The organism is Mammaliicoccus sp. Dog046 (genome assembly GCF_034039665.1).
GTDB lineage: Bacteria > Bacillota > Bacilli > Staphylococcales > Staphylococcaceae > Mammaliicoccus.
This window is the reverse complement of the sequence record NZ_CP120131.1, coordinates 1598779-1615283: the sequence shown is the minus strand read 5'-3', so window position 1 is coordinate 1615283 and position 16505 is coordinate 1598779. Positions and strand designations below refer to the sequence as shown.

General features: G+C 32.3%; 13 protein-coding genes and 1 pseudogene. 13 read left to right on the top strand and 1 reads right to left on the bottom strand.

The features are described 5' to 3' along the window. Positions 1-10: 10 nt before the first annotated feature. The 8 genes from sdaAA (at position 11) to P3U32_RS08020 (ending at position 7455) form a co-directional block, all read left to right on the top strand. The gene (gene sdaAA, locus P3U32_RS08055; protein WP_323702613.1) at positions 11-880 is read left to right on the top strand and encodes an L-serine ammonia-lyase, iron-sulfur-dependent, subunit alpha; all 870 of its coding nucleotides are present in this window, start codon (positions 11-13) and stop codon (positions 878-880) included. A gap of 183 nt (positions 881-1063) precedes the next feature. Next, positions 1064-3103 (top strand): ATP-dependent DNA helicase RecG, encoded by a 2040-nt coding sequence (gene recG / locus P3U32_RS08050; RefSeq protein WP_323702612.1) that lies wholly within the window; start codon positions 1064-1066, stop codon positions 3101-3103. Between the two features lie 58 nt (positions 3104-3161). Then, positions 3162-3782: a class A sortase gene (locus P3U32_RS08045; protein ID WP_323702609.1), complete on the top strand. Its 621-nt coding sequence runs from the start codon at positions 3162-3164 to the stop codon at positions 3780-3782. 155 nt (positions 3783-3937) lie between these two features. Beyond that, positions 3938-4507 carry a transcription factor FapR gene (gene fapR, locus P3U32_RS08040; protein ID WP_323702608.1) on the top strand — a complete coding sequence of 190 codons (570 nt, stop codon included), beginning with the start codon at positions 3938-3940 and terminating at the stop codon, positions 4505-4507. Next, on the top strand, positions 4500-5477 hold the full coding sequence (gene plsX, locus P3U32_RS08035; RefSeq protein WP_323702607.1) for a phosphate acyltransferase PlsX: 978 nt from the start codon (positions 4500-4502) through the stop codon (positions 5475-5477). The genes fapR and plsX overlap by 8 nt, the downstream gene beginning before the upstream one ends. A gap of 1 nt (position 5478) precedes the next feature. Further along, the gene (fabD, locus tag P3U32_RS08030) at positions 5479-6399 is read left to right on the top strand and encodes an ACP S-malonyltransferase (RefSeq protein ID WP_323702606.1); all 921 of its coding nucleotides are present in this window, start codon (positions 5479-5481) and stop codon (positions 6397-6399) included. After that, complete coding sequence (fabG, locus tag P3U32_RS08025; protein WP_323702605.1) at positions 6399-7136, top strand: 3-oxoacyl-[acyl-carrier-protein] reductase; 738 nt, start codon at positions 6399-6401, stop codon at positions 7134-7136. Before fabD ends, fabG begins: the two co-directional genes overlap by 1 nt. Positions 7137-7221: 85 nt before the next feature. After that, positions 7222-7455: an acyl carrier protein gene (locus P3U32_RS08020; RefSeq protein WP_017000113.1), complete on the top strand. Its 234-nt coding sequence runs from the start codon at positions 7222-7224 to the stop codon at positions 7453-7455. A gap of 727 nt (positions 7456-8182) precedes the next feature. On the opposite strand, the gene P3U32_RS08015 is transcribed toward P3U32_RS08020, so the two are convergent. Then, positions 8183-9487, bottom strand: coding sequence for a TrkH family potassium uptake protein (locus tag P3U32_RS08015; protein ID WP_323702602.1), 1305 nt, complete (start codon positions 9485-9487; stop codon positions 8183-8185). Positions 9488-9891: 404 nt separating this feature from the next. On the opposite strand from P3U32_RS08015, the pseudogene P3U32_RS08010 reads away from it, so the two are divergent. From P3U32_RS08010 to P3U32_RS07990, 5 genes and pseudogenes are all read left to right on the top strand, one after another. Further along, positions 9892-10314, top strand: a pseudogene (locus P3U32_RS08010) (CHAP domain-containing protein); the annotation flags it as partial. A 394-nt stretch (positions 10315-10708) separates the two neighbouring features. Continuing rightward, positions 10709-11425 (top strand): ribonuclease III, encoded by a 717-nt coding sequence (gene rnc / locus P3U32_RS08005; RefSeq protein ID WP_323702601.1) that lies wholly within the window; start codon positions 10709-10711, stop codon positions 11423-11425. 13 nt (positions 11426-11438) lie between these two features. Next, on the top strand, positions 11439-15005 hold the full coding sequence (gene smc / locus P3U32_RS08000) for a chromosome segregation protein SMC (protein ID WP_323702600.1): 3567 nt from the start codon (positions 11439-11441) through the stop codon (positions 15003-15005). Beyond that, on the top strand, positions 15002-16174 hold the full coding sequence (ftsY, locus tag P3U32_RS07995) for a signal recognition particle-docking protein FtsY (RefSeq protein ID WP_323702599.1): 1173 nt from the start codon (positions 15002-15004) through the stop codon (positions 16172-16174). Before smc ends, ftsY begins: the two co-directional genes overlap by 4 nt. Next, complete coding sequence (locus tag P3U32_RS07990; RefSeq protein WP_323702598.1) at positions 16161-16496, top strand: putative DNA-binding protein; 336 nt, start codon at positions 16161-16163, stop codon at positions 16494-16496. The genes ftsY and P3U32_RS07990 overlap by 14 nt, the downstream gene beginning before the upstream one ends. The last annotated feature ends 9 nt before the right edge of the window (positions 16497-16505 follow it).

Sequence of the window (16505 nt, the reverse complement as noted above, 5' to 3'; positions counted from 1 at the left end):
GAGGGTTAACATGTTTCAAAGTGTTAAGGAACTAATAGAGATATGTGAAAAAGAAAATAAAAAAATATATGAAGTCATGATAGAACAAGAAATGCGTGTCACAAATTGCACCCAAGAAGAAGTCTATCAAAATATGGAACGCAATTTGGATACGATGGAAAAAGCCGTCGAACGGGGACTTAATGGTGTCACATCTACAACAGGATTAACTGGTATGGATGCGGTATTATTACAAAAATATTTAGAAAGTGGACAATCATTATCTGGGGATTTAATGATAGATGCTGTAAGCAAAGCTGTAGCTACTAATGAAGTGAATGCAGCGATGGGCAAAATTTGTGCAACACCTACTGCAGGTTCTGCTGGTGTTGCACCAGGCGTTCTATTTGCTCTAAAGAAACGATTAAATCCTACAAGAGAAGATATGATTCATTTTCTATTTACGACAGGTGCATTCGGATTTGTTGTTGCTAATAATGCATCAATTTCTGGTGCAGCAGGCGGTTGCCAAGCTGAGGTAGGATCAGCTGCTGCGATGAGTGCGGCGGCTACTGTTGAAATGGCAGGAGGAACACCTCAACAATCTGCAGAAGCATTTGCAATCAGTTTAAAAAACATGCTAGGACTTGTATGTGATCCAGTAGCAGGATTAGTTGAAGTGCCTTGTGTGAAACGAAATGCTGCAGGTGCATCAAATGCAATTATTTCTGCAGATATGGCACTTGCGGGTGTAAAATCAAGAATACCTACTGACGAAGTAATTGAAGCAATGTATAAAATAGGACAAACAATGCCTTCAGCTTTACGTGAAACTGGTCGTGGTGGTTTAGCAGGTACGCCTACTGGTGAAAGATTAAAACAAGAAATCTTTGGGAACTAACTATACATTAATATTGAAACTAAAAAAATAAATGCGTGCATAACAGATGTAGATTTATAAATTACACAGTTATGCGCGTTTTTTAATTATATAGTATTGGATTTCAGTGATTGAGCTATTGTTGTTGGTTAATATAGAATATTTGTTCTATAATTAAAGTAATACTAAGTATAGGTGATTAAAATGAAGAAACAACATCTGATAGATACTGACTATAAGCTTCAAGATCTTAAAGGAATTGGGCCGAAAAGTCTACAGTTATTAAATGAATTAAATATATTTACGCTTGAGGATCTTGTCTTATATTTACCAACGCGATATGAAGATGAATCTGTTATCAATTTAAATGAAGCGAATGATGGTGATACGGTTACGGTGACTGGAGAAGTATACGGTAGCCCAACAGTCGCTTTTTTTGGTAGGAACAAATCTAAACTGACATGCCATATGTTGATTAATGATATCGCAGTGAAAGTTACATTTTTCAATCAGCCGTATTTGAAAAAACGTTTGGAAATGGGTGCTACTGTTACCGTTAAAGGTAAATGGGAGCAAAAGAAACAAGTCATCAATGGACAAAAAGTTATGGCTGAACAAGTTGAAGGTGGTAATGCGTTAACACCGATTTATAGACTTAAAGAAGGACTTAAACAAAAACAACTTAATAAATATATAGAACAAGCGATGCAATTTGTGCAAATCGATGAATGGTTATCTCCACAGTTAATGCAAAAATATAAATTAATGCCTTTAAAAGAAGTTGTACCAATATTACATAGACCTGTTCAATTTGAAGCGTTACAAAAAGCGCGTCGCACTTTTTCATTCAATGAATTATTTTTATTTCAATTAAAAATGAAGTGGTTAAGTAAACTTGAGAAAGAGTCGAATCGAATCGAAGGTCTTAATTACGATGTAAATGAGGTAAAGTCGTTTATTGAAACGCTGCCCTTTGAACTTACAGATGCACAGAAAAATAGTGTGAATGAAATTTTTAGAGATTTAAAAGCACCAATAAAAATGCATCGTTTACTACAAGGTGATGTAGGTTCAGGGAAAACGGTTGTAGCAGCAATTGCGATATACGCTATGTTTAATGCTGGTAAACAGAGTGCATTAATGGTTCCAACTGCAATACTTGCTGAACAGCATGCAGTAAGCTTGGATGAATTGTTTGATGGTAAATTGAACGTAGCTTTATTAACAAGTTCTGTGAAAGGTAAGAAGAGAAGGTATTTGTTAGAACAACTTGAAAATGGTGAAATTGATATCTTGGTAGGTACACATGCTGTCATTCAAGATGATGTAGAATTTAAAGATATCGGTTTAGTCATCATCGACGAACAACATAGATTTGGTGTTAATCAACGTAAAAAATTACGAGAAAAAGGTGCAGATACTAACGTATTATTTATGACTGCAACACCAATTCCTCGAACATTATCAATTTCTGCTTTTGGAGAAATGGATGTCAGTTCTATTAAACAGATGCCTAAAGGGCGTAAAGAAATTATCACATCTTGGGCTAAACATGAAGAAATTGATCATGTACTAAATCAGCTCAATAGTGAAATTTCAAAGAAAAGACAAGCGTATGTGATATGTCCTCTGATTGAAGAAAGTGAAGCGCTTGATGTACAAAATGTTGTAGCTATTTACGAGCAATTACAACAAAGATTTGGTACAGAAAAAGTAGGGCTCATGCATGGAAAGATGAATGTTGAAGAGAAAGATGACATCATGGACCGATTTAGCCGAAATGAAATTGCAATATTAGTTTCGACGACAGTTGTTGAAGTTGGAGTGAACGTTCCGAACGCGACATTCATGGTCATTTATGATGCGGATAGATTCGGTTTATCAACCCTTCACCAATTAAGAGGAAGAGTCGGACGAAGTCATCACCAAAGTTATTGTACGCTGGTAGCATCGCCTAAGACTGAGAGTGGCGTAGAGAGAATGCATATTATGACTGAATCAACAGATGGATTCTATTTATCAGAACGTGATTTAGAAATGCGAGGACCTGGAGATTTCTTTGGTGTGAAACAAAGTGGGTTGCCTGATTTTAGAGTTGCTAACATTGTAGAAGATTACAGAATGTTAGAAGTGGCTCGTGATGAGGCGAGTGAATTGGTACAGTCTGGAGAATTTTTTGAACCACATTATGACAATTTAAGAAAGTTAGTTCAATCTTCAATGGAAGAACATAATTTTGATTGACAATTGAGGTTTGATTTTATAAATTTAAATTACCATAATTTGAGAGTAGGTATGAGATGTGAGATGGTTATTTCGATTGATTGGTATATTATTAATCATGACAGCTATTTCAATTTTTTTCTGGAATGACATTAGAACGTATTTTACAGAACGGGTGAATGATAAGGTTATTGAATCATATGAAAATAATAATCAGCGTGTTAAAGTGAACCCGATAGAGTCTTGGATTACAAAAACAGATGCAAATCAATTAAAGTCAAATGATCATATGGTTGGCTATTTAAAAGTACCTTCAGCGGATATTTCTGAACCAATTTTTAAAGGACCAGCCACTGAAAAAAATTTACGTAATGGTCTATCGTTAGTCGATAAAGGCGAGCAATTAAATGAGCAGAATATTGCCATTGCTGGTCATCGTGTTGAAGGTACAGGGATAAGATTTAATAATCTTACACGTGCAAAAGTCGGCGACAAAGTTGAATTGATCACATTTAATAAAAGAAAAACATACAAGATTACTGAAATAAAAAATGTTAAACCGACACAAGTCGATGTCTTGGAAGAACATAAAGGTAAACCGAATCAATTAACATTAATTACTTGCGACACGTATAATCCAGAAACATTACTGTTTGAAGAGCGTATGATTTACACTGCAGTGGAAGAAAAAACAGCATAATTAACTATAAAAGAGTGAAAAATTAAATTTCACTCTTTTTTTATTGTATAATTTGTTGAGAATAGTTATAAACACATGTTAGTATAAGTAAGGTAGGTCATGATAGCAGGTGCTAATTTTAGCTATAAGTACATAATAGAATGGATTTGGATGAGATGAAATTATCAAAAGCAGATCGCCAGAAGGAACTTACGCATCGTTTGAAAGAAGAACCTTTTATTACTGATGAATCTTTAAGTGAATATTTTAAAGTAAGTATCCAAACTATTAGACTTGATAGAATGGAGCTTGGTATTCCTGAATTAAGGCGTCGTATTAAAGATGTTGCGACTCAACATCATGATGAAATTAAGTCATTACCCATTGAAGATGTCATTGGGGAAATTATAGATATTGAATTAGATAAATCAGCAATATCAATTTTAGATATTAAAGATGAACATGTATTTACAAGAAATGGTATAGCAAGAGGACATTATTTATTTGCTCAAGCAAATTCATTATGTGTGGCACTTATTAATGATGAATTAGCATTAACAACTAAAAGTCATGTGCAATTTATAAAATCAGTTTATCTAAAAGATAGAGTCATTGCTAAAGCAACAGTGATACATAAATCTAAACATATAGCAAAAGTAGAAGTGACGAGTACTGTTCATGGTGAAACAGTATTTCAAGGGAATTTTGAAATGTATTATTCGAACGAAGGTGAAACAAATGGTTAAAGTTGCGATAGATTTAATGGGTGGCGATGATGCACCAGGTATCGTAATAGAAGCGGTTAAACAAGCAATTAATGATTTTCCTGATTTAAAAATATTATTATTTGGCGATGAAAATCAATTTGATTACGAGCACGAGAGAATTACTTTTTATCATACAGATGAAGAAATCTTAATGGATGATGAACCAGTAAGGTCTATTAAGAAAAAGAAAAATGCATCAATGGTATTAATGGCAAATGCAGTCAAAGAAGGAAAAGCCGAAGCATGTGTTTCGGCAGGTAATACAGGCGCTTTAATGAGTAGTGGATTGTTTATCGTAGGTAGAATTAAAGGTATCGAGCGACCTGCGTTAGTAGCAACATTCCCAACTGTGACTGGTAAAGGTTTTGTATTCTTAGATATCGGTGCGAACGCTGATGCTAAGCCTGAACATTTAGTTCAATATGCTAAGATGGGTGAAATTTATGCGAAACAAATTCGTGGAATTGATAGTCCATCACTTGCTTTATTAAATATTGGTACTGAAGAAGCAAAAGGAAATGCATTAACTAAGAAAACACATGAATTATTAAAAGAAGAAACATTTGATAATTTCATTGGTAACGTTGAAGCCAAATCATTATTATTAGATGCGAGTGATGTTGTTGTAACTGATGGATATACTGGAAACATGGTTCTGAAAACGATTGAAGGAACAGCTACAGGTATCTTTAAAATGTTAAAAGAAACAATGACAGCATCAACTAAAAACAAATTAGCTGCATTGACATTGAAAAAAGATTTGTCAAAAATTAAAGATAAAATGGATTACGCCGAATATGGTGGTTCTGTTCTTTTAGGATTGAATGGTGTCGTAGTTAAAGCACACGGTTCTTCAAATGAACGAGCATTCTATAACGCAATTAAACAAGCAAAACGAGCTGCAGATACGAATATTGTAGATAAAATGAGGAAAGCAGTAGGTGAATAAGATGAGTAAAGTTGCAATTATGTTTCCTGGTCAAGGTTCTCAAAAAGTAGGTATGGCACAGGATTTATACCAAAATGAAATCAATGCTACATCTGTATTAGATAGAGCGAATGAATCATTATCATTTGATTTACTTGATATTATGTTTAATGATCCTGAAGAATTATTAGGTTTAACTGAATATACGCAACCAGCATTATTAACACACAGTTCAGCGTTAATGAACGCTTTAAATGAGTTTAATTATGATTATGCTTTAGGACATAGCTTAGGTGAATACTCAGCACTTGTTTCTGAAGGCGTATTAAAATTTGAAGATGCAGTACAAATTGTTCATAAACGTGGTACATTAATGTCTGAGGCATTTCCACAAGGTGTCGGTTCAATGGCAGCTGTGTTAGGATTGAATATTGATGAAGTTCGTGCAATTTGTGAACAATTATCAACTGATGATGAATTGATTGAACCAGCAAACATCAACTGTCCAGGGCAAATTGTCGTATCAGGTCATGCAACACTTATTGATAAACTAGTAGCAGAAGGTAAATCTTTAGGTGCTAAACGTGTAATGCCTTTGAAAGTATCAGGGCCATTCCATTCATCAATGATGAAAACAATAGCAGATGATTTTGAGGCTTATATTAATCAATTTGAATGGAATGATGCAAAGCATCCAATCGTTCAAAATGTTTATGCTAAACCTGAAACGGATCATAAAATCATTAAAGAAAACATGGTTAAACAATTATTCTCACCAGTTGAATATAGTCAATCAATTGAATATTTGATTGAACAAGGTGTAGATCATTTTATTGAGATTGGACCTAACAAAGTCTTATCTGGATTAGTAAAGAAAATTAACAGAGATGTTAAAATAACTTCAATTCAAACTATTGATGATATTAAAGGATGGAATGAATAATGACAAAAACAGCAATCGTTACTGGTGCTTCTAGAGGTATAGGCAGAAAAATCGCTTTAGAATTAGGCAAAGAAGGATATAATGTTGTCGTCAATTATGCTGGTAATAAAGAAAAAGCAGAACAAGTTGTATCTGAAATCAAAGCATTCGGTGTTGATGCATTTGCAATTCAAGCAAATGTAAGTGAAGTAGATGAAGTAAAAGCAATGATTAAAGAAACAACAAATACATTCGGTACAATAGATGTTCTTGTTAATAATGCTGGTATCACTAGAGATAATTTATTAATGAGAATGAAAGAAACGGAATGGGATGATGTTGTTAATACAAACTTAAAAGGTGTATTCAACTGTGTTCAAGCAGTGACAAGACCTATGTTAAAACAAAAATCAGGTCGTATTATCAACTTATCTAGTGTCGTAGGTGCGTTAGGTAATCCAGGACAAGTCAATTACGTAGCAACAAAATCAGGTGTAGAAGGTATGACGAGAACTTTCGCTAGAGAATTAGCGTCACGTGGTATCACTTGTAATGCAGTTGCTCCTGGATTTATCGTATCAGATATGACAGATCAATTATCAGATGAATTGAAAGAACAAATGAAAACTCAAATACCATTAAACAAATTCGGAGAAGATAGTGATATTGCGCATACAGTAGCTTTTCTTGCTAGTGAAAAAGCAAGTTATATCACTGGGCAAACGATTCATGTTAATGGTGGTATGTACATGCAATAAGGCATATATATCGTAGTATAGGTAGTAAGAGAAAAGCATTTTCTTATTATATAGATATCTTAATCATTTAAAGGAGGTGAATGGAATGGCAAGTTTCGATAAAGTTAAAGACATTATTGTAGATCGTTTAGGTGTAGACGCTGAAAAAGTAACACCTGAAGCTTCATTTAAAGATGATTTAGGTGCGGATTCTTTAGATATAGCTGAATTAGTAATGGAATTAGAAGATGAATTTGATATGGAGATTCCTGATGAGGAAGCAGAAAAAATCAACACTGTTGGTGATGCTGTAAAATATATTGAATCATTAGAAAAATAATTCTAAATAAAACCACCCGTAACCATTAGTTACGGGTGGTTTTATTTATATAAACAGTTTTATCAGTGGGAATATATTTAATTTCAAACACAAAATTTTAAAATTCTAAATAAATACGTAATTATTACGATTCATAGAAAAATGGTATTATATTCAATTTAAAATAGTTTTTTAAACGTAAAAAATATCGCAATGAAATAACTAAACATTGTTATAATAATGAATAATTGGTATAATATTGAAAAATTGACCGCAGTGGGGGAAGTTATGGAGACTGATAATTATTTAAAACATAAGTTTGAGGATATTAGTGATGATTTACTATACATATCAGAACTAATAAATGAGAAATCTCAAGATTCAGTTCAAGATCTAACTTATGAAATTAACAAATTGAAAGAGGTAATTAATGAGATAGAGAGTGTAAGTAATATATTGTATTGATTTCTTTGAAGTACTAAATGATGTGATTATCAAAATATGTAAGGAGTAGTTGAAACTGAAAGATTTAAACGCAATTCATTCAGCTGAACTTTTTTATAAAGAAATTGCAAATGACTTAAAAGTTATTTCAGAAAAGTTCAGAGGCCAGTCACATTCGCAAATTGATGTAGATACTTTAAAAGATTGTATAATTAAACTTGAAGAGATAAAAATATAAACAGCACACATGTATATATAATCATGTGTGCTGTTTATATTTTAGTTTAGCAAGAACACTATAATATTATAAATGAATTTTTTCTTTAGAATAAAAATATAGATCTTTTTTTGGATGAATAAATATAGACAATATAATAAGTACACCGATTTTTCCAATAATCATTAGTAAGATTAAAATGATTTTTGATAATGATGATAAATCTGCTGTTATGCCTGTTGAAAGACCAACTGTACCAAACGCCGATATTACTTCAAATAGAACTTGTGACATATTTAATTTTGAATCTATAATTAAAATTAAAAAAGTACAAAATAGTACTAACATTCCTGAAAGTGCACTTACTGTAATTGCTTTGCTGATTTGTTCTGATTCTAGTGTTCTTTTAAAAATGCGTGTATGATTTTGACCTTTCAGTTGTGAGTATAAATACATTAAAATAATTGTAAGTGTTGTAACTTTGATACCACCACCTGTACTCATGGGAGCTGCACCAATAAACATTAAAATATCAAAGACAAGTAATGTTGAATCATGTAATTTACCGATATCGACAGTGTTAAAACCTGCAGTTCTAGTTGAAACTGATTGAAAAAGAGATTTATAGATTTGTACATACCACGCGTCTCCTCTTAATGTGTGGTTTACTTCTAACAACCAGAATGAAAATGAACCGATTAAAATTAAAATACTGGTGCTTAGTAATACAATTTTAGAATGTAATTTTAATTTAACGAGACGATTTGATTTCCAAATATCTATAATTACAACATATCCAAGGCCGCCAATAATAATAAGTAAAGGTACGATGATATTTATGATTAAATTATCATTGTACGACATCAGGTTATCTGAAAATAATGCAATTCCAGCATTATTAAAAGAGGAAACCGATGTGAATAAACTATTAAAAGCACCTTTCGAAAATCCTAATTCCGGAATGAATACAAATGACAAAATCATTGCACCTATAAACTCTACAATAAAACTAAAAATAACTAATCTAATTGTGATTTTGAGTAATCCAGAATCACTATCTTCACTCCATGTATACATTAATAACTCTCTGTTTTTAAAAGTAATATGCTTACCTGATAAAATGAGTATAAAAACCGTTAATGTAACGATTCCTAATCCACCGATTTGAATAAGTATGAGTATCACTAAGTACCCCAAATCGTTAAATTGATTTGGAATGTCTACAGTAGAAAGTCCGGTGACAGTAAATGCACTTGTTGCTATAAAAAAAGCATCGATAAAACTAATAGATTTCTTTCCAGTTATCGGAATGTACAGTAAAACTGATCCAATTAACGTTGTAGTTAAAAATAACGTTAAATAGAGTGAAGTCAACCTAAACATAGTATTCATTTATATTCACCTTAATTTAGTATTTTAAATAGATATTAATCCTAATATACAAAAAAGGCAATTTAAATTTTGAATTAAGTAGAAAAGAGTGTAATATACATTCTTTATCAAAATTCATTTTAATTTTGGATATATGTTTAATTACATTTGTATGTTAAAATGTTCAAATATTCAGTAATGAATATAAAATTTATACTAATCTAGGGGGAAGTATGAAAATTAAGAAGAAAGTCATACTCGCAATTGCGTTCTCAGGTTTAACTGTATTAAATTTGAATTTATCCGTTGATGCTAAGACTGAAAATCAAAAAGAGCAAAAACCTAAAATTCAAAACGTCGAAGTGGATCATAGAAATTATGATAAGACACAAAGTAAAGTTCAAAAAGAAGAAGTCGAAGAAATATCAGCAAGTGCTATGAATTACGTGTATTCATTAGAAGGGAAAGGCTGGGATTTTGATGGTTACTACGGGTGGCAGTGTTTCGATTTAGTTAACTATTATTGGAACTATTTATATGGTCATGGGTTACATGGTGATTATGCAAAAGATATTCCCACTGCGAATGATTTCAGTGGTGAAGCGACGGTTTATAAAAACACACCATCATTTGTTGCTCAACCGGGAGATGTTGTTGTATTTAATGACTCATATGGTTCTGGAGCTGGACATACGGCAATCGTCTTAAATGGTAATGCTGATGGAAATTTAATGCAGTTTCAAAGTTTAGATCAAAATTGGTATGGCGGAGGTTCTGATAAAACAGAAGTTGCTCAAAGAATTACACATAATTATGATTCTGAAATGTGGTTTATCAGACCTTATTAATTGAAATGTGAACAAACTGAACTTAGATTGATAAGTTCAGTTTGTTTTATATTATGGGTAACTGATATTTATACTATGAATACTCTTAAATGTGCTAAGAGGATTATTTCTCAAACTATCACGTTAGCGTGTGATTTTCATGAATTTTATAGTTCGATTAGGCATTTAGGTTATCTTTTTTCGCTCTAACGAGATTGTTTTCTCAGAACTATCTCGTTAGCGATATGTTCATAGTATTTATTAAGTTTTTGTCTTTTATATAGATTAAAATTTGTTCTTTGTTGTAATAAGTGTATAGTATGTCATAGTTAATGAAGGAATATGATAATATTCTTTTTTTTTTATGAAATATAACGTAAAATAGATGGGAAACATAAAGTTAGGGAGGCCATGTATGGATAAGAAAAGAGCACAAATCAAGAGCCAATTTAAAGTGAAATTTGATGCATTCATGAATAAAATTGGAATCGAGTTTGAAAATTATGATATATATGTACAAGCATTTTCTCATTCGAGTATTATTAACGATTTGAAATTAGATAAATTGAGTCATAATGAACGATTAGAGTTTTTAGGAGATGCGGTGTTAGAATTGACGGTGTCACAGTTTTTATATAAAAAATTCCCAATGCTTCCAGAAGGTAAGCTGACGAAACTGCGCGCATCAATTGTATGTGAACCATCACTTGTAACATTTGCAATGAGTATCAATATGAACGAATTATTAATACTTGGAAAAGGTGAAGAAAAGACTGGTGGCAGAGAACGTCCTTCTGTTGTTGCAGATGCTTTTGAATCTTTTATAGGTGCACTTTATTTAGATCAAGGGCTTGAGGTTGTGGAACAATTTTTAGAAAGTATTGTTTATCCTCATGTTGTTGATGAAAATTATAAAGCTAATCGTGATTATAAAACTGAACTTCAAGAATATATGCATAAGCATGGTAGAGGTACTGTAACGTATCATTTATTGGAAGAAAGTGGACCTGCTCATCACAAAATGTTTAAGTCAGAAGTATTGCTTAACGGTGAGCCTTTAGCAACTGGTCAAGGTCGAACGAAGAAAGAATCAGAGCAAAATGCTGCTAAGAAACAGCTGAATAAAGATTAATAAGGGGTATTATATGGTTTATTTAAAGTCAATTGATGCATACGGGTTTAAATCTTTTGCAGAACATACACATGTCGATTTTGATAATGGTGTGACAGCTATAGTTGGTCCAAATGGTAGCGGTAAAAGTAATATCACAGATGCGATTAAATGGGTGTTAGGAGAACAGTCAGCAAAAAGTCTCCGAGGCTCAAAAATGGAAGATATTATTTTTAATGGATCAAAAGAACGTAAGAAGTGTCAGTATGCAGAAGTGAAACTAACATTGGACAATCATTCAAGAAAATTAAATATCGATGAAGATACAGTAACTGTTGAAAGAAGATTGTATAGAAATGGCGATAGTGAATATTATTTGAATAATGAACGCACGCGCCTGAAGTCTGTCCTTGATTTGTTTTTAGATTCAGGACTTGGTAAAGAAGCATTTAGTATCATTTCACAAGGGAAAGTAGATGAAGTGCTAAATGCGAAGCCAAGTGACCGAAGATATTTGATTGAAGAAGCTGCAGGTGTATTGAAATATAAAAAACGTAAAAAAGAAGCTACTCACAAACTAGATGAGACTGAACAGAATTTAAATCGTGTAGAAGATATTGTGTTTGATCTAGAGGCACGTGTGGAGCCTTTAAGAGAGGAAGCAGCGATTGCTGAGGAATATATTACTTTAAAAGAAGAAATGAAAAAAAGTGATATTACCGTTACTGTTTATGATATTAATAGTTTAAATAAAGATTTTAAACAATTAGAAGCAGATATCAAACATTTTCAAGAACAAAAAGATCAAAAAACAAAAGAATTAGACAGTCAAACACAATCATTAAATGAAAAGAAAAAAATGCGTGATCACGTTTCTTCTCAAATTCAAGAGTCGAATAAATCACTAGTTGAAGCAACGGAATCACTAGAACGATTTACAGGCCAATTAGAAGTGTTGAAAGAACGACAAAAAAATAGTGACGCAACAAATGAAAGATTAGAAGAAGAAAAACAAACAGCGGAATCACGTATTAATAAAATTACTGAACAACTGAAAGATATTGATACCGAGCTAGTTTCGTTTAAATCGACTTATCAGGTTTTAGTTAAAGAAATAAATGAATTAGAAGGCCAACTTTCAAATGAAGATGGCAATTTTGAGGAAAGAATCGAACAACTAAAAGACCAATATTATCAATTGATGACTGAGCAATCCGATATCAATAATGAGATTAGATTTTTAGAAGATAAATTAGCAACACATCAAAAGAAACAATCAAGATTAGATGGTCGACAAAAAGAAGTTTATGATGCACTACAAGAAGTATGGAATGAAAAAGAAATATTAACTGAGAAATTAAATAAAGTAGAAACTGAATTAAAACAAACAACAGACCAATATAAATCGGATCATGCATCATTAAAAGCAAAAGAGCAAGAAGTGAAAGAAACAGAGTCGAAATTATATCAAGCGTATCGTTACACTGAACAAATGAAAACACGTATAAATACGTTGAAAAGCATGCAAGATGAATATTCAGGTTTCTATTCAGGCGTCAAACATGTGTTGAAAGAGAAATCTTTAAAAGGTATTGAAGGTGCTGTAGCTGAAGTATTAGATACACCATCACAATTAACGACTGCTATAGAAATAGCATTAGGTGCATCATTACAACATATTATTGTTCAAGAAGAAAAAGATGCCCGTTTAGCAATTAAATATTTAAAAGATAAAAAATTAGGCAGAGCAACGTTCTTACCAATGAATGTTGTTAAAAGAAGGTTTATACCACAAAGTGTCGTAGAACAAATCAAAGATGCGCCTGGGTTTGTGACGATTGCATCAGAAGGTGTTCAATTTGATGCGAAATATAGTCAAATTGTAGAACACTTATTAGGCAGTACAATCATTGCTGAAAGTCTTGAACATGCGAATGAAATAGCGCGAAACATTCAATTTAAACATAGAATCGTTACTTTAGAAGGTGATGTTATTACGCCAGGTGGTGCAATGACGGGTGGCGGTAGAGAGAAGAAAGCGAGCTTATTGTCTCAGAAAGATGAGCTCAAAACGACAGAAGATAAATACCAAAACTTTATGCAACAAACATCTACCATTGAAACAAATGTTAAAGCGCTTAAAGAGGAAGTAGAACGATTAGAAGCTTCACTTTCAAATACACAAGAAAAAGGTGCAGAATTAAGAGCAAGTGAACATGAAGTAACGTTACAACTGGATGCAATTTTAGCTAAAGAAAAGCGTTTGAAAGATGAGAATGATACTTTCGAATTTGAAAAAAATGATGGCTATAATTATGTTAAAGGAAAGGAAACGTTACAAGAAAAGACAAGTTTACTGTCGACTGTTCAACAAAAATTAGAACAAATTGATCAAGAAATTAATCAATTGAATGCTTCATTATCGAATAATAAAGATAGTGAAAAGAACATTCAAAATACATTGAATGAAAAACGTTCTAATCTTGCTGTAGAAAAAGAAAGAAATCGTCTAAAAGAACAAGATAAGAAGCGTTTAAAAGAAGATTTAAACGAACATCAACATACGTTAGAAAAAATATTGGACCAATTAACTTTAATAAATTCTGAAGAATATTCAGGTAACGGTCAATATGAACATGTTGAAAGCCAAATTCAGCTATTAACTGATCAAAAACAAACAATTGAAACTAAGATGTCAGAACAACAACATGAATATAAAACAATACAAGAAGAAATTGAAAGAGTAGAAGCGAGTACACAATCACTACATCAAAGTATTTCTGGATTAGAAACAGGTCTACAAGATATGGTAAGTAAACATTCTAAAATTGATATTATGATTGAACATCAATTGACGCACTTAAATGAAACTTACCAATTAACTTTTGAAAAGGCACAATCATTATATGAAATGCCTGAAGATATTTCAGAAGCTAGAAAAACAGTTAAATTAACAAAAATGTCCATTGATGAATTAGGGCATGTAAATATTAATGCAATTGATCAATTTAAAGAAGTGAATGATAGATACACATTTTTAAGTGATCAACGTACTGATTTACTAGAAGCCAAAAACACGTTAGAAAAAGTCATTCAAGAAATGGATAGTGAAGTATCTGTAAGATTTAAAGAGACTTTTGATGAAGTGAATCATCACTTTGGTGAAGTGTTCAAATCATTATTTAATGGTGGTAGAGCTGAGTTACAACTGACAGATAAAGATATTTTGGATGCAGGTGTAGAAATAGTTGTACAACCACCAGGCAAAAATAGACAGTATTTATCATTATTAAGTGGCGGTGAACGTGCATTATCAGCAATTAGTTTATTATTTGCTATATTAAAGGTAAGAACAGCGCCATTTGTTATACTTGATGAGGTAGAAGCGGCACTTGATGAACACAATGTTATCAGATATGCTGAGTATTTAGATAAGCTTAAAGCTGAAACACAATTTATTGTTATCACACATAGAAAAGGTACAATGTCTTATGCAGACCGTTTATATGGCGTAACAATGCAAGAAGCAGGCATTTCTAAACTTGTGAGCGTGAATTTAAAGTCAATTAAAGATGAAGAATTGGAGGCATTACAATCATGAGTTTTTTTAAAAGATTAAAAGATAGATTTACATCAAATGATGAAGATAAAAAAGAATTAGAAACACAAGAAGAAAAACCGGTCCAAGACTTATCGCCCGAATCAAATGAAAAAGAAAACCCTGAGGCCGTTCAGTTTGATGATGGTTTAATGTCATTAGATGAATTTGAAGAATGGGAATCTGAACAATTAGGTGCTAAATTTAAACAAGGTCTTGAAAAATCGAGAGAGAATTTCCAAAACAAATTAAATGATTTGCTAGCAACTTATAGAAAAGTCGATGAAGATTTCTTCGAAGCGTTAGAAGAAATGTTAATTCAAGCTGATGTTGGATTTAACACAGTTATGGAGCTTGTTGATGAATTACGTATGGAAGCAAAACGACAAAATATAACTGAAACAGAAGAATTACGTGAAGTTATCGTTGAAAAAATCGTTGATATTTATGTTCAAGGTGATGAAGATATTGACCGTATGAATATCGAAGATGATAGACTTAACGTGATTTTAATGGTTGGTGTGAACGGTGTAGGTAAAACAACTACAATTGGTAAATTGGCACACCGCTATAAACAAGAAGGTAAGAAAGTGATGCTTGCAGCTGGTGATACTTTCCGTGCAGGAGCGATTGAACAGTTACAAGTATGGGGTGACAGAGTAGGCGTTGAAGTTATTAGCCAAAAAGAAGGTTCTGACCCAGCAGCTGTAATGTATGATGCGGTTAATGCAGCAAAAAATAGAGGCGCAGATATACTAATCTGTGATACAGCTGGTCGTTTACAAAACAAAGCGAACTTAATGAATGAATTACAGAAAGTAAGAAAAGTCATTGATCGTAACATCCCAGGTGCTCCACATGAAGTGTTGCTAGCTTTAGATGCTACAACTGGTCAAAATGCATTATCACAAGCGAAATCCTTTAAAGAAGTGACTCAAGTAACAGGTATTGTATTAACTAAATTGGATGGAACAGCAAAAGGTGGTATTGTATTAGCGATACGTAATGAATTACAAATACCAGTGAAATTTGTAGGATTAGGTGAAAAAATGGATGACTTACAACCATTTGACGCTGAAAGTTATGTATATGGATTGTTTGCTGATATGATAGAAGCAAATGCTGATATTGAAAATACTACTGAAGAAGTGAATGATGATGAAGGAAAATAATGAACTTGTAAAAACAATGAGAATGAATTATTTATTTGATTTTTATCAAGGTCTGTTAACAGAAAAACAGCGTAATTATTTAGAATTATATTATTTACAAGACTATGCTTTAAGTGAAATTGCAGAGACTTTTCATGTGAGTCGACAAGCAGTATATGATAATATAAAGCGAACAGACGAATTATTAGAAGAGTACGAATCTAAATTACAGCTTTTCGAGAAATTTAAAGAACGACAATCTATTATTGAAGAACTTAAGAGGTTGTCTGTAGATAATCAAGAAATTAATCAAGCGATTGAACGCTTAGAAATTCTTGAATAGGAGGAGAAA

Excerpts from the sequence above, each read along its gene's own strand:
- sdaAA (WP_323702613.1), top strand. The coding sequence starts at position 11 with ATGTTTCAAAGTGTTAAGGAACTAATAGAGATATGTGAAAAAGAAAAT.
- recG (WP_323702612.1), top strand. The coding sequence starts at position 1,064 with ATGAAGAAACAACATCTGATAGATACTGACTATAAGCTTCAAGATCTT.
- fapR (WP_323702608.1), top strand. The coding sequence starts at position 3,938 with ATGAAATTATCAAAAGCAGATCGCCAGAAGGAACTTACGCATCGTTTG.
- plsX (WP_323702607.1), top strand. The coding sequence starts at position 4,500 with ATGGTTAAAGTTGCGATAGATTTAATGGGTGGCGATGATGCACCAGGT.
- fabD (WP_323702606.1), top strand. The coding sequence starts at position 5,479 with ATGAGTAAAGTTGCAATTATGTTTCCTGGTCAAGGTTCTCAAAAAGTA.
- fabG (WP_323702605.1), top strand. The coding sequence starts at position 6,399 with ATGACAAAAACAGCAATCGTTACTGGTGCTTCTAGAGGTATAGGCAGA.
- P3U32_RS08020 (WP_017000113.1), top strand. The coding sequence starts at position 7,222 with ATGGCAAGTTTCGATAAAGTTAAAGACATTATTGTAGATCGTTTAGGT.
- P3U32_RS08015 (WP_323702602.1), bottom strand. The coding sequence starts at position 9,487 with ATGAATACTATGTTTAGGTTGACTTCACTCTATTTAACGTTATTTTTA.
- rnc (WP_323702601.1), top strand. The coding sequence starts at position 10,709 with ATGGATAAGAAAAGAGCACAAATCAAGAGCCAATTTAAAGTGAAATTT.
- smc (WP_323702600.1), top strand. The coding sequence starts at position 11,439 with ATGGTTTATTTAAAGTCAATTGATGCATACGGGTTTAAATCTTTTGCA.
- ftsY (WP_323702599.1), top strand. The coding sequence starts at position 15,002 with ATGAGTTTTTTTAAAAGATTAAAAGATAGATTTACATCAAATGATGAA.
- P3U32_RS07990 (WP_323702598.1), top strand. The coding sequence starts at position 16,161 with ATGAAGGAAAATAATGAACTTGTAAAAACAATGAGAATGAATTATTTA.